Below are 20058 nucleotides of genomic sequence, written 5' to 3'. Positions count from 1 at the left end.
CAGATGATGGAAACATCCGGTGTCCCAAATCCGAAATGATGTCGATTTTCGATATCGACTACAGTTGTAGTCCAAACGTTGCAACCGGCGTTTTCTAATTTTTTTGTTATTTCGCCGGGAAATCACACTCAGGCTGCCACGCTAAGGCCGCTTTAACCCTGCAGACGCGAAGAATACCTCCACTACCAGCTTGCAGGATATTCTTATGAAACGTGTGGCCGTGATCTATGGAGGCTGGTCCTCTGAACGCGACGTGTCGGTTACGTCCGGTAAACAAATGGCTAAGGCCGCGCGGTCAGCCGGCTATGATGTTGTGGAAATCGATGCGGGTCGTGATCTTGCGGCGCAACTGACCGAAGCAAACGTGGACGTGGTTCTCAATGGCCTCCACGGCCCCTGGGGCGAGGATGGCTGTGTGCAGGGTGTGCTGGAGGTTCTGGACCTGCCCTACTCTCATTCAGGCGTGCTGGCATCGGCACTTGCGATGGACAAGCTGAAATCCAAAGCCGTGTTCCAGCAGGCAGGCATTCCGGTTGCTGCAGACAAGCAGGTGACCCGCGCCGAGGCCGCTGCAGCACATCCCCTTGATCCGCCCTACGTCATCAAACCGGTCGCCGAGGGCTCCAGCTTTGGCGTGTTGATCGTACGCGAGGGCGCCAATGGTCCTGCAAAGGAGCTGACCGGACCGAACTGGCGCTATGGCGACCATCTCATGGCCGAGGAATTCATTCCCGGTCGGGAGTTGACCGTGGCCGTGCTTGGAGATCGCGCGCTGGCCGTTACAGAGATCACGACCTTAAGAGACTATTACGATTTTGATGCAAAATATGAAGCTGGTGGATCGCAGCATGTGATCCCGGCAGACCTGCCTGCCCATGTGACCGAAGCGGCGATGAAATTTGCCCTGAAAGCACACCAGGCGCTCGGATGCCGGGGCGCGACGCGGTCCGACTTTCGCTATGATGACAAGAGAGACCGGCTCGTGATCCTGGAAACAAATACACAACCCGGCATGACGCCCACCTCGCTTGTCCCCGAACAGGCCGCTTTCGTAGGCATGTCCTTTGAACAGCTGGTCACCTGGATGATCGAGGATGCTTCATGCCAAAGGTAACCCGCAATCAGACCGTTCCGAAAAAAGCGCGCAAGCCCGCCGTCATTGTTGATGAGGTGACGGGCGAAGAGGTGCGCGTCTCCTCAGTCGTGTTCGGTTTTGTGATGCTGGTTGCCATTGTTGTGGCCACCGCCGCCTGGATGGGCGGCTCCATGTCCCAGATCGAAAACCGGTTTGCGAGCTTCATGGATGATACCGCCCGGACTGTCGGCATCGCCGTGAACGATGTGTCCATCATTGGCCTGGAACAGGACCCTGCACTGGCGCAGGACATTCGCGCAGCTGCGATGATCGAGCCAGGAGAGAACATGTTTCGCGCCGACCCGCATGTCATTCGTCGCCGCGTCGAGGGCACCAACAAGGTTCTGAACGTACGTGTCCACCGGCTCTGGCCTGATCAAGTCGTGATTCTGGCCGACGCCGCGGAACCTGTTGCCGTTTGGCATGACGGTCAGGAATGGACGGTTGTCGACGGCCTCGGCCGCGTCATTCCGGACGCTCGCGCGGATGACCACAAGCAGCTGATCCGCCTGGCGGGTCGCGGAGCAGCGAAAGCCGCCCCTGCCTTGGTCGAAGCGTTGAAAGCCGAACCGGATGTTGCCCCGCGCATCGCGATTGCCACCCGTATCAATGATCGCCGCTGGGACATGCGACTGGTTTCCGGCGCGACCGTTCGCCTTCCGGAAGACCCCCAAATGGTTGCTGCGCTGGACAGCCTGTCGACGCTGCAATTGCGCACCGCTCTGATGCAGCGTCCTTTGGAGACCATCGATCTTCGCAACAAGGGCCGCGTCTATCTCAACCCGGTCAATGATCCTGACTTTGCAGCCCGAAAAGAGGCGGCCCGAAGCTGATGGCAAACGTCCAGGCCCGGCGAAAACCACTGGTAGGGTCGCGAGCATCCAACCCGATTGCCGCGCTAGACATCGGCTGCTCAAAAATCACCTGCCTCATCGGCCGGAATGACGGCACCGGACCGCGCAATTTTCAGATACTCGGCGCCGGTCGCCAGCAGTCGCGCGGCTTTAATGGCGGCACCATTACGGACATGCATGGGCTCGAACGCTCCATTCGCCTCGCTGTGGAAGACGCTGAACGCGAAGCAGGCGAGCAGATCAGCCAGGTCGTTCTGGGGATCACAGGCTCGAAGCTGAACTGCCAGCTGGTTACATCAGAAATCGATATCGGTGGCCGCGAAGTGACGCCGAAGGACATTCGCCGCGTGCAAGCGCAGGCAATGGCGCAGATCCCGACCAAAGGCGCGGACGTCCTGGCGGCCTGGCCTGTGGCGTATCGCGTTGATGCGCAGGAAGGCGTACGCGAACCAGCAGGCATGTACGCCGACCGGCTCGGATTACTGCTGTCTGTTGTCACCGCGCCAAAGGCGATGGTGCGCAATCTGGTGGAATGTGTCGGCCGCGCGCATCTCGGTGTGGAGATGCTGATCCCCTCCTCTATCGCGAGCGGCGCAGGCACGCTGATCGATGATGAAATCGAGAACGGCGCCATCTGCATCGACATGGGCGCCGGCGTGACAGCCGTGTCGGTTTATCTGAATGGGTCGCCAGCCTGGCTCGGCCTTGTTCCGGCGGGCGGAACGCATGTCACATCAGACATCGCGCAGGGCATCGGAACGACTTTCGCCGCTGCCGAGCGTCTCAAGAGCGTCTATGGGACCGCCAATATGGAAGGGCCGGGCCTCGCAGAACGAATTGAGGCGCCACGCCTCGGAGATGATGGTCGACTTCAGGCAACGCGTATGGAGCGCGGCCAGTTAGCCGAAATCATTGCGCCGCGTATCGAGGAAATCTTCGAGCTGGTCCAACGCACGCTTCAGGCAAGTGGTGTACGCAAAGTACTGCCTCGTCGAGTTGTACTGACGGGCGGCGCCAGCCAGTTGCCCGGCGTCAGAGAAGTTGCCATGCGCACTCTGGAGGCGCCGGTCCGGCTGGGACGGCCGACAAATGCTGAATTCCTGGGTGAAACACTGGGAACACCAGCTTTTTCTACAGCTTCAGGTCTGCTACTGTATACCGAGTTGGGGTTCGCAGACGCTGTGCGGGCTGGCATTGCGTCAAAGGAATACGGAGCAGAAGCCCGAAGCGGAGCCGTGAACAAGGCGTTCCATTGGTTGAAGGAAAATTTCTGACGCCAATCGCGAATCACTTAACCGCTTCTTAGCTGCAACGCGTCATTTTAGCGCTTCAGTATGGCTTCAGGCGGTTAGGTGAGGACGACGAATGACACATGAACTCAAGCCCAGGATCCTGGTCTTTGGAGTCGGCGGCGCCGGAGGCAATGCCGTTGACAACATGATCGAGGCGAACCTGCAGGGTGTCGAGTTTATCGTTGCCAACACGGACGCGCAGGCCCTCTCCCGCTCGAAGACGGAAAACCGCATCCAGCTTGGGCCAGAAACCACGTCCGGACTGGGCGCAGGAGCCCGCCCCGATGTTGGCGCGAAAGCCGCTGAAGAATCCATAGACGAAATTCGCGAACGCCTGGACGGCGCACACATGGTGTTCATCGCTGCCGGTATGGGCGGCGGAACCGGAACCGGCGCAGCCCCCGTCATCGCGCGCGCCGCTCGGGAAATGAACATCCTGACGGTTGCTGTCGTCACCAAGCCCTTCAGCTTTGAAGGCACCCGCCGCATGTCTTTTGCCGAGAGCGGCCTCGCTGACATTCAGAAACATGTCGACACCATGATCGTGGTGCCGAACCAGAACCTGTTCCGCATCGCCAACGATCGCACAACTTTCGCCGAAGCCTTCCGCATGGCTGATGACGTACTCTATTCTGGCGTGCGCGGGATCACTGACCTGATGGTCATGCCGGGCCTGATCAATCTCGACTTTGCCGATGTCAGCTCCATCATGCGGGGCATGGGCGCGGCGATGATGGGTATGGGCGAAGCAGAGGGCGAAAATCGCGCACTCGAAGCCGCCAAGGCCGCTATCGACAATCCGCTGCTGGACGACATCTCGATGAAGGGCGCAAAGGGCGTGCTGATCAACATCACCGGCGGCTATGACATGACACTGTTCGAACTGGATGAAGCGGCCAATGAAGTCCGCCGCGAAGTCGACCCGGACGCAAACATCATTCTTGGTTCAGCTTTCGATACCGAACTGGAAGGCAAGATCCGCGTATCGGTCGTTGCCGCGGGCGTGGACGCCGTGCTGCCATCCCTGAAGCAGGAACCGCCTGTCGCAAAGACTGTGCGCCAGCCCATCGCGGAACCTATTCAGGAAGAGCCCGTCACCGAGGCAGACTCAGAAGTTGAACCGGAAGTCGAAGCTGTCGCGGAGATTGCTGACGAAGACGATCGTCCAAAGGTGATCCTCCATACTCCATCCCCGCTTCGCTCCGCAGAAGCCGACCCGCGCGGCGACTTCCCTGGCCAATCCTTGCCAGCAGAACACTTCGAGGGCAGCGAAGGCGAAGACCAGATCCAGGCCGACGCCGTTTTCAGCAAGCAGACCGACGCGCCTGCTGAAGATGAGAACCGCCACGGCCCGTCCGGATTCTCCAACCTGTTCGGCTGGCGTCGCAACGCTCATGCGGATAATGGCGACACACCAGCGACGGAATCCGGCGGCCAGATCGTCTCCTCGCCGGACGACCACCCGGAACCTGCTCCGTTCGATGATTCCGACCTGGAAATTCCGGCTTTCCTTCGCCGGTCTGCCAATCACTGATTTTGCACACGATTGCAGCAAACCACAGGCGAAATTGTTTCAAATAAAACACAATGATTACAGGGCCAAGATCGCTATCTTGGCCCGTTTTGTAACACGTCGAAACAAGCCGTGTTTTGTATCTTCACGCCGTCCACCCCAATGTATTCTGCGAAACTGGAGGTAGGTGTGTTGTCCGGTAGTGTAGAATTTCAGCAGACGATTGCGCGTCCCGCCGTATGTGCGGGTGTAGGTGTGCATAGCGGCAAGAAAGCACGGCTCGTGCTGAAACCGGCTCCGGCCGGAACCGGTGTCGTGTTTCGCCGAACGGACATTCAAGGGCCCAACACGACCATCCCGGCCGATGCCGAACAGGTCACCGATACCCAACTTGGCACCACGCTGACGAACGAAAATGGTGTGTCTGTCGCAGTCGTTGAACATCTTATGGCGGCGCTGGCTGGCATGGGTATCGATAACCTGCTCATCGAAATCGACGGCCCGGAAGTACCGATCATGGATGGCTCCTCCGCCGTCTATTGCGAACTTCTGCTGCAGGCAGGATTGAAGCAACAATCTGCACCGCGCCGCCGCATCCGCATTCTGGAAACCATCGAGATTGAAGACGGCCCGAAGCGCGCGCGCTTGTCCCCTTCCGAAGACAAGCTTTTGACGCTGAATGCACGTATCGAGTATGACGACACAGTCATCGGTGTGCAGGAAATGACGCTGCAACTGGCTCCCGGCATGTTTGCCCGGGATCTGGCCTTCGCCCGCACCTATGGATTTGCCCGCGATGTTGACATGCTGCGCTCCATGGGGCTTGCCCGGGGCGGATCGCTGGAGAATGCGGTCGTGGTCGACGATGGCGAGATCATGAACCCGGAAGGCCTGCGGTCTGAAGACGAATTCGTTCGCCACAAGATGCTTGATGCGGTTGGCGATCTCATGCTGGCAGGCGCGCCCATTGCTGGTATTTATGAAGCGGTCCAGCCGGGCCACTCCATCAACAATCTGCTCGTTCGGAAACTATTGGAAACGCCGTCTGCCTGGTGCTGGGAATCCGATACAGCTGATGCGAGCCGTGCAGATACGCGCCGCTCTGCGGCTGTTTAAGGCGTTTGACCGTCGAGGCCTGAGAAACGCGCTTGGAAAACCCTGTGGGTTCGCGCTAAGCAGTTAATCAGATCATCACAGCAGAAAGCGCCCGCCCTGCCATGCGAGTATCCACAAAGCTCCCCCTCCTCCTGATCACGACTGCCGCGCTTGCGCTGACAGCCTGTCAGTCCCGCGAAAATCGTCGTCAGGAACTGGCCTATGTCGAACGCCCGGTGGAGCAGCTCTACAATCAGGCGACGTCCGAGATGGACAAGCGGGATTACGATCAGGCGATCTTGCTGTTCAATGAAGTCGAGCGCCAGCACCCCTATTCCGAGTGGGCGCGCCGTTCAATGGTCATGACCGCCTTTGCACACTACCAGGGCCGTCGGTACGACGAGGCGATTTCAGGCGCGCAACGCTATCTCGCGCTTCATCCGGGTGGCTCGGAAGCCGAATACGCCTATTACCTGATCGCTGCGAGCTATTTTGACCAGATTACCGATGTTGGCCGCGACCAGGCGACGACTGAGCGCGCCCGCGACGCGCTGATGGATGTAGTTCGCCGCTTCCCGGACAGCCAGTATGCGCGCGACGCCAGTGTGAAGCTGGATATGGTGCATGACCAATTGGCCGGTAAGGAAATGACCGTCGGCCGCTGGTACCTGCGCAACAATCAGATGCTTTCTGCGGTCAACCGTTTTCGCACCGTGGTCGAGAAGTATGATACGACATCCCACACACCAGAGGCGCTGCATCGGCTCGTGGAAGCCTACCTGACCCTGGGCCTGCGCGACCAGGCGCTCGCGGTTGGATCTACGCTTGGCTACAACTACCCCGAAAGCGACTGGTACCAGATGAGCTATCGCCTGTTGACCAACAAAGGCCTTGATCCGGAAGCGCTGGATGGCGAAACCCGCCGCACCCTGCTGCAGCGGATCATTCCTGGCGGCAAATAGGCACTCCGTACCTAGCCACCAATCAGGTCAAACCATTCATCTTCGGTCATAGTCTGGACACCGAGGCCTTCAGCTTTTTTCAGCTTGGAGCCCGCACCGGGACCGGCGACCAGAATATCTGTCTTGGCCGACACCGACCCTGACACTTTCGCGCCGAGCGCGCTGGCCCGTGCCTTGGCTTCATCGCGGGTCATGCGTTCCAGTGTGCCGGTGAAGACAATCGTCTTTCCGGCAACCGGACTATCAGACGCTGCGGCCTCTTCCGCCTCAACCGAAACTTCCCGCATGAGCGCTTCGAGCATTTCCCGATTGTGGGGCTCTGCCTCGAAATCGACGAGCGCGCCGGCAGCGGCCTTACCCACACCATCAATCCCGGTGAGTTCGGCAAAGGCTTCAGATTCCTGCCCGCCTTTCTCTGCACGCACGACAGTTTGCCAGAAAGGTGCCCAGTCGAGGAAATGCCGCGCATAGAGCTGGGACGTGGTCTGGCCGACATGTCGGATGCCGAGCCCGTTCAAAAAGCGCGCAAAGGGCACGCTGCGGCGGGCATCAATTGCGTCAAACAGTTTCCTTGCCGAGGCCTTTCCAAACCCGTCCCACTCTTCCAGCGGCGGCAAGCCTTCCTCCGCGATGCGATCGGCGAGGCGGAAAATGTCTTGTGGCGCCTTCACAACGCCCTTCTCGTGGAAAAGCTGGACCTGTTTCGCGCCAATGCCGTCAATATCGAGCGCCTTTCGGGACACGAAATGCTTCAACCGCTCAACGGCCTGAGCGGCACAGACGAGCCCACCTGTGCAACGACGGCGCACATCGGCTTCACCCTTGTCGTCAATCTCGCGCACGGCGGCTGAGCCGCACACAGGGCACGTCTCAGGCATGTGCCAGGGCGCGCCGCCGCCATCCTTCACCACACGCAGGACTTGGGGGATCACGTCGCCTGCGCGCTGGATCTCGACGGTGTCGCCGGGCTTTACGCCGAGGCGATCGATCTCGTCTTCATTGTGGAGGGTTGCATTGGAGACGACGACACCGCCGACCGTGACGGGTGTGAGGCGGGCAACGGGGGTCAGCGAGCCTGTGCGGCCCACCTGAATATCTATATCTTCCAAGGTTGTAGTGGCCTTCTCGGCCGGAAATTTATGCGCAATCGCCCAGCGCGGCGCACGGCTGACAAAGCCGAGACGCTGCTGCCAATCGAGCCTGTTTACCTTGTAGACGACACCGTCGATATCGTAGCCGAGTGTCGCGCGTTGTCGCTCTATGTCGCGATATGTCGCCAGGATGTCGCCAAGTGTCGCCGCCTTTGCCATCAGCGTGTTCGTATCGAAGCCCCAGGCGGCAAACGCGGCGACCGCCTCCATCTGGGTCTCGGCAAAGGGTTCGCTTTCCGCTGCCCAGGCATAGGCGAAGAAGTTGAGCGGACGGGATTTCGTGATTTCGGTATCGAGCTGCCGCAAACTGCCGGCGGCGGCGTTGCGCGGGTTGGCAAAAGTCTTTCGCCCGGCTTCGCCTTCGCGCGTGTTGAGCGCAGCAAAATCGGCGTGGCTCATATACACCTCGCCGCGGATCTCGATGAAGTCCGGCCAGCCCTTGCCCGAAAGCTTTGCGGGAATGTCTTTCAACGTGCGAGCATTGGCGGTGACGTCCTCGCCGATCTGGCCATTGCCCCGCGTGGCGGCGCGCTGCAGCCCCCCCCTTTCATAGGTGAGGCTGAGAGACAGCCCGTCGATCTTGGGCTCGGCCGTCAGCTCCAGCTCATCGTCTTCTGAAAGCCCCAGAAACCGTCGGATACGGCCCGCAAATTCTTCCACGTCTTCGTCGGAAAACGCATTGTCCAGCGACAACATCGGCGCGGCATGCGTGGCTTTGCTGAAGCCATCCTGAGCGACAGCCCCGACCCGGTCAGAGGGACTGTCTTCTCGCTTCAAATTCGGGAACCGGGCTTCAATGGCGAGGTTGCGCTGGCGGGCCGCATCGTATTCCGCATCGGTCAGGGCCGGCGCATCTTCCTGATAATAGGCCGCATCAGCTTCGGAGATGAGCGCGGCGAGCCGCGCGAGTTCGGCGGCTGCCTCGTCCGGTGTCAGATCCTCAACCGGTGTTGCCTCGCTCATGCACCCTCCAACAACCTCCCGGCAGCGGCGCGGGCCTCAGCGGTCACTTCGGCACCTGACAGCATCCGGGCAATTTCTTCCTGCCTGCTGCTGTCATCTAGCCCGCGTATGCGTGAGCCGCCAGCCCCCTTCTCCACGAGCCACTGCGCCGCTGCGGACGCCGCGACCTGGGGACTGTGGGTAATGGCAAAGACCTGCCGGGACTGGCCAAGCGAAATAAGGCGTTCGCCAATCGCCGCCGCCACGGCGCCGCCGACGCCCTGATCAGCTTCATCAAAGATGAGGGTGAGCGCTGAGCCTGCCTCGGCGAGCGCACATTTCAGCGCGAGCGATACACGCGCCAGCTCCCCGCCCGAGGCGATCTTTCGCAGCGGACCGAATCCGGCGCCCGGATTGGTCTCTGCATCGAACTCAACCCGGTCGATACCGTTCGGGCCGCCCTCCCCTTCTGCCAATGGGGAGATCGACACGCGGATGACCGAGCGGCCAAGTTTGAGCGGTTTCAGTTCCCGCGCGATGGCCTTTTCAAGCCGGGACGCCGCCGCCTTGCGCGCATCGCTCAGCTTGCCAGCGGCCTGATGCCAATCGGCCCTTGCAGAGGCCTCAGCCTTGCGTGCCGCCTTGAGCGCATCCTCGCCAGCTTCGACCAGATCCAGCCGTTCACTGAGGGATACCAGCATGTCCGGCAGCAAGTCCGGGTCGCAATTATGCTTGCGCCCCGCAGCACGCAGGGCAAACAGACGCGCCTCCGCGCTGTCCAGCTCTGCGGAGTCATGATGGACCAGACGTTCAAGCTGGCCAATGGCATTCGCCGCCTCACGGGTTTCAATCAAGGCGCGCTCGACCGCTTCGGCTGCCGCGCGCGCGGCCACCGGCAAGGCATCTTCTGACGCCTCGAACCCCGGCAATCGGCAAATCCGGTCTGTTGCGCGCGCGGCCCGCGCCAGTGCATCCTCAACCCCGGATTCATCCAGTACAGCTTCAGCCTCGCGCACCGCTTCCGTCACGCGCTCTGACTGCATCAGCAGCGTACGGCGCTCCGTAAGCTGAGCGGCCTCGCCCTCACGTGGGCCGAGCCCGGACAATTCGTCTACGGCCTCACTCAACCAGTCACGCTGCTCGATGGCCTTTGCGTGTTCCACCTCCAGCTCTTCCCGCTTCGCACTCGCCTCAGCCATCAAGCCGTAGGCAGACGCGCAAGCGTCGAGGAGGGTTTCATTGCCCGCAAACAGGTCGAGCAACCGCCTGTGCGACGAGGGTTTCATAAGGGAAGAGGCCGCGTGCTGGCCGTGAATTTCGACCAGAAGGTCCCCGATCTCGGACAGGAGCGCCGCGCTTACCGGCTGGTCATTCAAAAAGGCACGCGCAGGACCGGCCCGTCGCAACACGCGCTTCAGGGTAAGGGTTTCGTCCGGCGAGGCGTCGATGCCGCTCTCGATCAGCGCGGCCCACACCGGATGGTTCACGGGCGGTGAAAACTCCACCGCAACAGTGGACTGGTCCTGTCCAGCGCGGATCATGGCGCGGTCAGAGCCATGCCCCATCGCCACCGACAGGGCATCGAGAATAATGGATTTACCTGCCCCGGTTTCACCCGTCAGCGCGGTAAATCCACTGCCGGGTTCAATGTCCAGACGGTCTATCAGGACAAAATCACGTATCGACAAGGAAAGGATCATGGCCAGTCTCCAAAGAGTCTACTGGCCATGATTTATCATTGGAACAAAACAGGAACAAGCCTGTTTTTCGTTAACGGTGTTAAAGCGGCATGCAGGCGGCGCGCAGCCAATCCTTCACTGGTCCGTCCAGCTTGTCTGCCAGCAGGTCGTAGACTTTCGCGTGATAGGCATCGACCCATTCCCGCTCTTCCTTGGTCAAATGGGCCAGGTCGACCAGGTCCCGCGCCAGTGGCGCAAAGGTCAGGCACTCAAAACCGTACATGTCGATCTCGCCGCCCTCAATCGGGGCGGGCGCGGTGACATATTGCAGATTCTCGATGCGGATACCGTACTGACCTTCACGATAATAGCCCGGCTCGTTCGAGACGATCATGCCGGTTTCCAGCGGGATCGGGCTCCAGCCTTTTGCAATACGTTGCGGGCCTTCGTGAACGCCGAGATAAACGCCAACGCCGTGGCCGGTGCCGTGCTGGTAATCGAGCCCAGCCTGCCAGAGCGCATGGCGCGCGAGCACGTCCAGATGGGTGCCGGTTGTGCCTTTCGGAAAGCGCACGACGGCCAGCGCGATATGCCCTTTCAGGACCTGGGTGTAGTGACGGCGCATGTCTGCACTCGGATCACCAATTGGCACAGTGCGCGTTACATCTGTCGTGCCATCCAGATACTGGCCGCCACTGTCGACCAGATAGAGGCTGCCCCGCTCCAGCTTGCGATTGGACGCAGTCGAGACGCGGTAATGCGGCAGCGCGCCGTTCGGCCCTGCCCCGGAAATGGTCGGGAAGGACAGATCGTTAAGGCCGCCCAGGTTTTCGCGGAACTCTTCCAGCTTGATGGCTGCATCAATCTCGGTGACCTCGCCGCTCTGCGCATCCGTATCCAGCCAGTGCAGGAACCGGGTCAGCGCAACACCATCGCGGATATGCGCCGCGGCAGAGCCCGCAAGCTCGGCTTCATTCTTGCGTGCCTTGGGCAGCGAGACAGGGTCGCGGTCTCGTACAATTGTAGCGCCTGCCTGTTCGAGCTGATCAAAGAACCAGGCCGAGGCAACGTCCGGGTCGACACTGACGGTCTTGCCCTTGAGATCCGCCAGACCTTTTTCCAGATCCGCCAACGGACGAAGCGTAACACTGTTGCCAAGATGTTGGCGCAGCTCATCCGAGACTTTCACCTCGTCGAGGAACAGATCGGCCGAGCCGTCTGCGAACAGGATCGCCCGGCCGAGCGGCAGCGGCGTGCAGCTGACATCTCCGCCGCGAATATTGAACGCCCAGGCAATCGACGCCGGGGACGTAATCACCGCCGCATCCAGCTTTTCCGCTTTCAGGGCATCGCCGATTTCGACGCGCTTTTCGTCATGGGCCTTTCCGGCGAACTTCACATCATGCGGGACAACGGGTGCCATTGGCTGGTCCGGACGGTCGGCCCACGCCACATCGATTGGGTTGTCGGTGACGCCAACAAGTTCCGCGCCAGCAGCCTTGGCCGCCTTTGCCATCTGGGCCACATCATTCGGGCTCATCAGTTTCGGGTCATAGCCGATCCGCTTTCCGGACATGTCCTGCGACTTCAGCCATCCGAACGGGCCGGGCTCGGGAACCGATTGCACTTCCCACAGATCGGGATCGGTCTGGTCGACGACCTGAAGCGTGTAACGGCCATCTGCAAAAATGACGGCACGATCCGTGAAGACGAACGCGGACCCGAACGAGCCGGTGAACCCGCTGACCCAGGCCAGGCGCTCATTCGCGTCCGGCAGGTACTCATTCTGGTATTCGTCGTCATGCGGAACATAAAGGCCGTCGAGCTTCTGAGCGGCAAGCTGTTCGCGAACGAGGGGCAAATGGGCACGACCGTCCTGCGGTCCACCCTTGATATCAAATGTCTGTCTCATGCCCTCTATGTAGGCCGAAAGCCGCGTTTTGACCACCGAAACCCGCATCACAGTTATGCGAATTCGCATGCATTTTTCAGCGTTCCCATGCTTTTAAGTTTACCTTTTTCCGCTACATAGCCGCCATGATAATAATTGTGCACCGCACAATACAGAAAAAGGGATCTCGAAATGAGACGTCAAAACACAATCGCTTCGCCAATCATGACCAACATGGCCGGTGAAGATCGCCCGCTGATGGTCAATGAAGTGGCCGAGTCCGCTTTTGCGCACTCGCTGAAGTCGGCCGAAAGCCAGCGCCCGCAAATCCTTGCGCGCCGTTCGGCCCGCTGGGCTCGCCGCGCCGCATACTGATCCGGTCAACGTTTCAGGGCGTCGCGGCGGCACCGCTCGGAACAATATTTTACGTCTTCCCAGACCCGCGCCCATTTCTTCCGCCAGGAGAATGGGCGGTTGCAGACAGCGCAGGTTTTCTCGGGCAGGTCAGCCTTGCTGACACGCTTTGGTTTGCTGCCGGGTCTGGACATGTCTGAAGCGCCTCCACCGCGCTTCATCTAGGCCGGGCAGACGCTGCGGCAATCGCCTCAGTCAGGCTTGCGGAACACCAGCGTTGACCAGCCATCCTCGCGAATACGCTTCTGGAAATCCAGGCCTCGGGACGCAAACGCGTTGCGAACGGGCGGCGCCTGATGGTGCAGCAGACCTGACAGGATGATCGTGCCCCCCGGCGCCGTCAGCGCAGCGATGTCCGGCGCGAGCCCGATCAGTGGCCGCATGAGGATGTTTGCGAAAACCGTGTCATAAGGCCCGCCCTGACGGATGCGAGGCGTATTTGCGCCGGTCACATGCATGGCGGTGAACCCGTTGACGTGGTTCTTCCGGGCATTCTCATTCGCCACGCGCACACTGTCGAGATCAATGTCGGTGCCTATGGCCGACGTCGCGCCAGCCTTCAGAGCCGCAATCGCCAGCACGCCTGATCCGGTTCCGAGGTCCAGCACCTTGCCGACTTTCCGGCTGCGGCGAACTTCGTCGAGCGCCAGCAGGCAGCCCAGCGTCGTACCGTGATGGCCGGTGCCAAAGGCTGGCCCGGCTTCGATCAGGACAGCGATCTTGCCCGGAGACTGTCGCGCCAAGGCGTGACTTCCCGCCACGATGAACGGCCCGGCCTTCACTGGCGGCAGGCCTTCAAGCGACAGCGTAACCCAATCCTGTTCGATCACCTGTTCGATCCGCGCGGTCAGTTCCGGCGCAGATTCTTCGATGATCACGACACAGGCTTCCGCCTCTTCCTCGGTCTCGGCAAAGGCGTCGAGCCGCCAGCTGCCGCGTCCATCTTCCTTGGCGTCGACCGCGCCTGCTGGCGAAGGATCTGCCCAGGCCAGCGCATCCCACGCCGTTTCGACTGGCGCCCGCGCGCCCTTTGCAGTTATCTGATACATGCGCGGCGATTAGCAGGCGGACGGTTTCTTGGGAAGGAGACAAAGACGTGAGAGCATTCCTTATGGCAGCGGCGGCAGCACTGATGGTGACGACAGCCTGCGAATCCATCCCCGTTTCCAGCCCACAGGGCACCGCGTCCCCTGCCCCGCAAACGAGTCACGATGCGCCCTGGCGAGAAGTGGAAGCGGAAAATCTGGTAATCCTGAAGACTCTCACAGGAGAGGCCGTAATTGAACTGGCCGCAAACGCCGCCCCGGCCCATGCAGCGCAGTTCCGTGAAGCGGTTCGCGCGAACCTGTACAATGATGAATTCTTCTACCGCGTGATTGATGGCCATGTGGCGCAGGCAGGCCTGGAATTTGAGCATCGTCTGGGCGGATGGGCCGAACTCTCCCTCGAAGCCGAACGCCCGATCGAAATTGACGGCTTTGTCCCGCTCGGAAACCCTGACCTGTTTGCTGAGGCGACAGGTCATCGTGACGGCTTTGCCGTGGGCAGAGAGGGCGGGCAGGAATGGCTGCTGCATTGCCCCGGTGCGCTGGGGATGGCGCGAGACTCGGCGCCAGATTCCGGCGCAACGGAACTCTATATCGCGATTGGCCAGCGACGGTATCTGGACCGGAACTACACACTGTTCGGCCGGGTGATCGCCGGGATGGACCACATCAACCGACTCGACCGCGTCGATCCCACCCCTGAAGACGCCTTGGCCGCCTTCCTCGATCCGGAAACATCCGAGGAAGCCCTTGCAAGGCGGGCTGAGCGTCTCGCCGCAAACCGCATCCTTTCTGTCGGCGTGGCAGCAGATATGCCCGCGGATATCCGCCCCCGCTGGGAAGTCATGGCGACACACAGTGCAGAGTGGGAAATCCTGAAAGATTCGAAACGTGACTATGGTGCAGTCGACGCCTTTGTCGTGACGCCGCCCAAGCGGCTCGACATATGCACGCTGCCCGTTCCAGCGCGCCGGATCAGCGACTAGGCTGAACCCATGTCGATTCCTCCCTCCGTCACCGCCGACAATCTACACGCCATCAGCACAGTCCGACACGGCTTCTTCGGCCGCAAAGGCGGCGTGTCGAGCGGGCTTTATGACAGCCTGAATGTCGGCGAAGGTTCTGGCGATTCACCAGACGCCGTAGCGACGAACCGGGAGCGTGTCCGGGCCACACTGTCCGCCCGCGCCCTTCTTTCCTGCTATCAGATCCACTCCTCTGATGCCGTTCACGTAACCTCCCCCTGGACTGTGCGGCCCGAAGCCGACGCGATGGTCACGACCGAGCCGGGACTCGCGCTATGCATACTGACCGCCGACTGCACACCCGTCCTGTTTGCTGACCCGGACGCCGGCGTAATCGGCGCGGCACATGCCGGATGGAAAGGCGCCATTGGCGGTGTCCTCGATTCCACGGTTTCTGCGATGACGCAGCTGGGCGCATCTCCAGGCCGCATCCGAGCAGCCATCGGCCCGACCATCCAACAGGCCAGTTATGAAGTCGGCCCGGAATTTCGGGACACGTTTCTGGTGGCGTCTCCGGAAAGCGAAGCCTTGTTTATTCCGGGCAAGGCAGACCGATTCCAGTTTGACCTGCCCGGCTATTGTCGCCAGCGTCTGGACCGGTTGGGCGTTCACTCAGTCCATGATTCTGGACTCGATACGTGCGCACTGGAGAAGGATTATTTCTCCAATCGCAGGCGCAATCATCGCGGCGAACCGGACTATGGCCGAAATGCCTCAGTGATCATGCTTCATCTGTAATTTTCTGCAAAACCGCACAGAGTCCGGTTGCGACTCGCTGCCCTATGTTACAAAAGCGACACCAACGGGCTTCACGGGCGATACATCATGAAACTGCTTTCCTGCAATGCGAACCGGCCATTGGCAGAAGCCATCGCCGACTATCTCGACACGCGCCTGACGCGCTCTGAAGTCAAGACGTTCTCGGACCAGGAAATATTCGTCAGGATCGATGAGAATGTTCGCGGCGAGGATGTGTTTGTCATCCAGTCGACGTCCTACCCCGCCAATGACAATCTGATGCAGCTGCTGATCTGCATGGACGCGCTGAAGCGCGCGTCGGCCCGCCGTATCACGGCCGTCATCCCCTATTTCGGCTATGCCCGTCAGGACCGCAAAACTGATGGACGTACGCCGATCTCCGCAAAGCTGGTAGCAAATCTGATCTGCAGCGCAGGGGCTGACCGCGTTCTGACGGTGGACCTGCATGCCGGGCAGATCCAGGGCTTCTTCGACATCCCGACCGACAACCTGTTCGGCAGCCCGGTCATGGTGGATGACATCAAGGAGCGCTACGGTAGCAAGGATTTGATTGTCGTATCTCCCGACGTTGGCGGCGTGGTTCGTGCTCGGTCCCTGGCAAAGCGGCTTGAGGCTGACCTCGCGATTGTCGACAAACGTCGCCCGGAGGCTGGCAAGTCGGAAGTGATGAACATCATTGGTGACGTTTCCGGCAAGCGCTGCATCATGCTCGACGACATGTGTGATTCCGGCGGCACGCTGGCGAACGCAGCCGCGGCGCTGAAAGAGCATGGCGCGAAATCTGTCGCGGCATATGTCACTCACGGTGTTCTGTCGAACAATGCCGTTCAGCGGATCGAGAAATCCGTGCTGGACGAATTGGTGATGACCGACTCGATCCAGCCATCGGAGGATGCGATCAAGTCGAAATCCATCCGCATCCTGCCAATTTCCCCTCTGCTGGGCGAGGCTATACGCCGGATCGCGAATGAAGAGAGCGTCTCGAAACTGTTCGATCGCTAGTCGGCGTCTTCCTGCACTTCAGGGGCCAATCGGTTCACAAGATACCTGACGGCGCCAAGGATCAGCAGAATGCTGGTGACCAAGAGCCCAGCCAGGATCGCCATCAATGTTGCGATGGCATAGTAAGACATCACGAACCAGTCCTTTGGAATGTCTTCAAATTCCCCGATGGGGATGGATGAAAAGGTCAGCAATGCGACCGCGCTACACAAGCTGATCGTCGCAAACCAGGCAATCATTCGAACGCGCTTGAACAGCCAGATACCAATGTCGGCGCTGCTATTGTGCATCATGCCAAGCATGGTGAGCATGAGGGCCAGAATCGTCGCGGATGCACTGGCAATGGCGGAGCCAAAGTAGAGCGACGAATCGGAAAGGCTGTCGACCAGTTTCATCGCTTCTGAGCGAGAGTAAATCTGCCCGACAAACAGACGATGTACTCCGAACAGGACAAAAGTCAGTACACCACCGATTATCGGTTTACTCTTTCCGATGGGTTTTGGAGCAGACATGGCAGGAACATCCTCACACGCGACACGAAAGGTTTCTTCTCGAAACCAGACGCGCCGCGCGCCAGGAAAGTTCCACCAATTTATCCGATGCAGAATTCCAGCGGATAGGTCACGCCTTTCACTTCAACCGCCTTGCCGGCCTCATTCTTCACGGGCTCAAACACGGCACCGTTCAGTTTGACGGCTTCGGTGTTGAATGCCGGGTCTGAGCATTCGGCGATCTTGTTCTTTGGCAGACCGTCAACTCCGAGATCGAACATGACCAGACACGCACCGCTGAGATGTTGTTTGGCGGCATCGATAGGATAAGACGGCGCGGGATGTTTGACCGTGGTCGGCACCCATCCGGCATCCAGATTCAACCAGGCCGACTTGTTCGCAAGCTTGGCGGCTTCTGCACGCTCGCGCCATTCGGGAGACATATCGCGCTCAGTAAACCAGACCTTGTCTGCCTCACACCCCTCCGGCGCTTCTGGTGCCGCAGCAGGCTGTGGCGCGGCGGGTGTCTTTGGAGCTTTGGGAGCAGCCGCCGGTGCCGGCAGCCTTGCACCAGAATTTGCCGTTATGAAAAGACTTTTCGCCAGTTCCAGCCCCTCTTCCGCCATCGGATCAACAGCCGAGCCATCGCGCCAGACTTCCAGATGCAGGTGCGGGCCAGTTGCCTGACCGGACTGGCCCAAGGTTCCGATAATCGTTCCGCCTGATACGGTTTGACCAACGGCAACCTTGATGTCCTGCAACTGACCAAAGCGCAGAATCGTGTTGCCAGCGGTGATCTCGACCAGATTGCCATACCCCTTGGTCATCTCGGCGCGCGTGACAATTGCGGATGTCGGCGCATAGATTGGCTTGCCTGCCTCTTCGGCCAGATCAATCCCACGATGCAGCTTCTCTTCGCCTGTGATCGGATGTGTGCGCATCCCAAAAGCGCTGGTCAGCTTCGCTTTGTCGAGAATGGGGTGCGTGTAATTGACAGTGGCTGCGGGCAGCGCGGCTGCGCCACGGATGAGGGAGCCCTGCGCCAATGCGAGTGGCGCAGCCAGTGCGAGCGCTGTCGCAACCGCCAGTCCGAGGCGTTTCGGCCGATGATCCGTCTCCGTCAATAATTGTGTCAGGCGCATTTTCAGAGTTCCTTCCTTTTTGAGAATGAATGCTGCAACGGGCAGGATCATGGGAGGCCGGGCATGGCGGGCGACTTGAGTGAGCGCTCGGGCATAGGCGATACGGTCCCCGGTAAGGTCGGCAGTCTCCTCGTCCACGATGGCTTCGCGCCAGTAATCAAGCCGCTCGCGCATGGCCCAGGCAAAAGGTGAGAACCAGAAGATGTCAGCCACGACCCGGTCGAGGGGGCGGGTCAGCAAATCACCTCGCTTCAGATGCACCATTTCATGCACGATGATCTGCGGCGTGTGGCTTTTCGAAATCAAGGCAGCCGGAATGTAGATCACGGGGCGGAGTATTCCCGCAAGGAACGGGGCGCCGTGTGGTATGACGCGCACGTCTGGAGCCTGGCTCAATCCAACCGCCTCGGCCCAATGACCCACGGGGCGCAAGACTGCGCGCGCACGTTGCTTCAAGCGCTGAAGCCGGAACTGGCCGAAGGCCCAACAAGTTCCCCGAGCGCACCAACCCGCCACCAGCCCCCAAACGACCAGCGTCGAAACGTGCGGCATACGGAATGCTGGGCGTGTCACATCCTTAAATTCAGCGGCTGGCTGGATGGTCAGCGCCTCAACCATCGGCAAATCCGGCAGAGCCTGAACCGCGACCTGACCAACCCCCGGCATGAAGGCAGACGCGACAAACGGCGCGAATATCAGCGCAGCTGCACCGCGCCAGATAGCCTGTGCAGCTTTGGGCGACGGGTTAAGTGATGATAATGCTGACGCAAGCACCCACAATGCGGCGCTCCAGACAAAGGTCAGGCAAACAAGTCCGAGTACGCTCATGCCTTGTCCTCCTGTTCGCCCTCAGCTGCATTGATGATGGCGTCAAGCTCGTCCAGTTCCGCGTCAGAGAGGTGAGGACTTTCAGCAAAAAGCGCCGCTGGCAGTGGGCCATCCATATCCAAAACCTGTCGCGCAAGATGGCGAACAAGCCCCCCTAGAGTCGCCGTGCGGTCAATAGCGGCAGTGAACACGGTTATTCCGTGAACATCCTGCCGTGTGACCCAGCCTTTGTCTTCCATACGGGCAATCACGGTCCGGGTGGTTGACGGCTTCCACCCCTGCCCCGGCCCAACGGCATCATGTACTTCGCGCGCACTCTGCCGGCCATGCGCCCAGAGGTGTTTCAGGACATTGAGTTCAGAAGGATTTGGCTGTGACATGGGCACCTCGCTAACACTGACACGAGTACGCTACATTTGTAGCGAGTTCGCGTCAAGTGAAACGTATGCGCCATCCCTTGCAACAGTATTGCAGCGCTTCGTAACTCAATTGTCGGAAAATATCGCGCCTACTCGACGGTCCAGCCGCGCGGCGTACGCCGGGCATCAAGTGTCATCGGCTGCTCATCTGGGCGCTGGGGCGCCGTGCGGCGTACACCCCTACGACCAGCAAACCGCATGACCAAAGCCGCCGCCGCAAGCAGAACGCCCGCAATTGCGGTCATCAGCGCCAGCATTCCGGCGAACAAGACGAGCAATAACCCAATGCACAATTGCGCCGCCAGGCTGATTGCACCTGATAAGGCACCTGCAAGCTGAAAACGGGCGGAACTGGAAGCGGTGTGGGTCATCATTCTCTCGTCTGAACAACAAACATGGCGTCAGCGTTGCGTTCCGT

At 60.1% G+C, this 20058-nt stretch carries 19 protein-coding genes; 10 read left to right on the top strand and 9 right to left on the bottom strand.

Features of this window, described 5'->3' with window-relative positions; translation table 11 throughout:
• The first annotated feature begins 205 nt into the window (after positions 1-205).
• The 6 genes from HF931_RS06775 (at position 206) to HF931_RS06750 (ending at position 6851) form a co-directional block, all read left to right on the top strand.
• Positions 206-1114, top strand: a complete 909-nt coding sequence (locus HF931_RS06775) for a D-alanine--D-alanine ligase (protein ID WP_035547339.1) — start codon at positions 206-208, stop codon at positions 1112-1114.
• Positions 1102-1968, top strand: a complete 867-nt coding sequence (locus HF931_RS06770) for a cell division protein FtsQ/DivIB (RefSeq protein WP_035547341.1) — start codon at positions 1102-1104, stop codon at positions 1966-1968. The genes HF931_RS06775 and HF931_RS06770 overlap by 13 nt, the downstream gene beginning before the upstream one ends.
• A complete protein-coding gene (gene ftsA, locus HF931_RS06765; RefSeq protein ID WP_273014350.1) occupies positions 1968-3263 on the top strand; it encodes a cell division protein FtsA in 1296 nt (431 codons plus the stop codon). Before HF931_RS06770 ends, ftsA begins: the two co-directional genes overlap by 1 nt.
• A gap of 91 nt (positions 3264-3354) precedes the next feature.
• Entirely contained in the window at positions 3355-4815 is a 1461-nt protein-coding gene (gene ftsZ, locus HF931_RS06760; protein WP_273014348.1) for a cell division protein FtsZ, read from the top strand.
• A gap of 171 nt (positions 4816-4986) precedes the next feature.
• The gene (gene lpxC / locus HF931_RS06755) at positions 4987-5910 is read left to right on the top strand and encodes a UDP-3-O-acyl-N-acetylglucosamine deacetylase (RefSeq protein ID WP_035548221.1); all 924 of its coding nucleotides are present in this window, start codon (positions 4987-4989) and stop codon (positions 5908-5910) included.
• A gap of 101 nt (positions 5911-6011) precedes the next feature.
• A complete protein-coding gene (locus HF931_RS06750; protein WP_035547350.1) occupies positions 6012-6851 on the top strand; it encodes an outer membrane protein assembly factor BamD in 840 nt (279 codons plus the stop codon).
• A gap of 11 nt (positions 6852-6862) precedes the next feature.
• Here the strand turns inward: HF931_RS06750 and ligA are convergent, their stop codons facing one another.
• From ligA to HF931_RS06735, 3 genes are all read right to left on the bottom strand, one after another.
• Complete coding sequence (gene ligA / locus HF931_RS06745; RefSeq protein ID WP_273242628.1) at positions 6863-8965, bottom strand: NAD-dependent DNA ligase LigA; 2103 nt, start codon at positions 8963-8965, stop codon at positions 6863-6865.
• The gene (locus HF931_RS06740; RefSeq protein ID WP_273242626.1) at positions 8962-10644 is read right to left on the bottom strand and encodes a DNA repair protein RecN; all 1683 of its coding nucleotides are present in this window, start codon (positions 10642-10644) and stop codon (positions 8962-8964) included. Before HF931_RS06740 ends, ligA begins: the two co-directional genes overlap by 4 nt.
• 79 nt (positions 10645-10723) lie before the next feature.
• Entirely contained in the window at positions 10724-12535 is a 1812-nt protein-coding gene (locus HF931_RS06735) for an aminopeptidase P family protein (protein WP_273242624.1), read from the bottom strand.
• A gap of 171 nt (positions 12536-12706) precedes the next feature.
• Here HF931_RS06735 and HF931_RS06730 point away from each other — a divergent pair, with 171 nt between their 5' ends.
• On the top strand, positions 12707-12889 hold the full coding sequence (locus HF931_RS06730) for a hypothetical protein (RefSeq protein ID WP_155841618.1): 183 nt from the start codon (positions 12707-12709) through the stop codon (positions 12887-12889).
• Between the two features lie 5 nt (positions 12890-12894).
• On the opposite strand, the gene HF931_RS06725 is transcribed toward HF931_RS06730, so the two are convergent.
• Positions 12895-13062, bottom strand: a complete 168-nt coding sequence (locus tag HF931_RS06725; protein ID WP_273242621.1) for a DUF2256 domain-containing protein — start codon at positions 13060-13062, stop codon at positions 12895-12897.
• 57 nt (positions 13063-13119) lie between these two features.
• Positions 13120-13977, bottom strand: a complete 858-nt coding sequence (locus HF931_RS06720; protein ID WP_035547361.1) for a 50S ribosomal protein L11 methyltransferase — start codon at positions 13975-13977, stop codon at positions 13120-13122.
• A gap of 47 nt (positions 13978-14024) precedes the next feature.
• Between HF931_RS06720 and HF931_RS06715 the strand changes: the two genes are divergently transcribed.
• The 3 genes from HF931_RS06715 (at position 14025) to HF931_RS06705 (ending at position 16760) form a co-directional block, all read left to right on the top strand.
• On the top strand, positions 14025-14960 hold the full coding sequence (locus HF931_RS06715) for a peptidylprolyl isomerase (RefSeq protein WP_273242619.1): 936 nt from the start codon (positions 14025-14027) through the stop codon (positions 14958-14960).
• A gap of 9 nt (positions 14961-14969) precedes the next feature.
• Positions 14970-15737, top strand: coding sequence for a peptidoglycan editing factor PgeF (gene pgeF, locus HF931_RS06710; RefSeq protein ID WP_273242617.1), 768 nt, complete (start codon positions 14970-14972; stop codon positions 15735-15737).
• Between the two features lie 87 nt (positions 15738-15824).
• The gene (locus HF931_RS06705; RefSeq protein ID WP_035547367.1) at positions 15825-16760 is read left to right on the top strand and encodes a ribose-phosphate pyrophosphokinase; all 936 of its coding nucleotides are present in this window, start codon (positions 15825-15827) and stop codon (positions 16758-16760) included.
• Here HF931_RS06705 and HF931_RS06700 read toward each other — a convergent pair.
• From HF931_RS06700 to HF931_RS06685, 4 genes are all read right to left on the bottom strand, one after another.
• Positions 16757-17272: a hypothetical protein gene (locus HF931_RS06700; RefSeq protein ID WP_273014333.1), complete on the bottom strand. Its 516-nt coding sequence runs from the start codon at positions 17270-17272 to the stop codon at positions 16757-16759. The two genes, HF931_RS06705 and HF931_RS06700, sit on opposite strands and share 4 nt — an antisense overlap.
• A gap of 80 nt (positions 17273-17352) precedes the next feature.
• Positions 17353-19221, bottom strand: a complete 1869-nt coding sequence (locus tag HF931_RS06695; protein WP_273242614.1) for a peptidoglycan DD-metalloendopeptidase family protein — start codon at positions 19219-19221, stop codon at positions 17353-17355.
• Positions 19218-19601 (bottom strand): BlaI/MecI/CopY family transcriptional regulator, encoded by a 384-nt coding sequence (locus HF931_RS06690; protein ID WP_273242612.1) that lies wholly within the window; start codon positions 19599-19601, stop codon positions 19218-19220. Before HF931_RS06690 ends, HF931_RS06695 begins: the two co-directional genes overlap by 4 nt.
• Before the next feature lie 128 nt (positions 19602-19729).
• Positions 19730-20014 (bottom strand): hypothetical protein, encoded by a 285-nt coding sequence (locus HF931_RS06685; RefSeq protein WP_273242610.1) that lies wholly within the window; start codon positions 20012-20014, stop codon positions 19730-19732.
• Positions 20015-20058: the final 44 nt, after the last annotated feature.

Source organism: Hyphomonas atlantica corrig. (assembly GCF_017795365.1).
Lineage (GTDB): Bacteria > Pseudomonadota > Alphaproteobacteria > Caulobacterales > Hyphomonadaceae > Hyphomonas > Hyphomonas atlantica.
The sequence above is the reverse complement of the archived record's forward strand: the minus strand, read 5'-3'. Positions and strand labels throughout refer to the sequence as shown.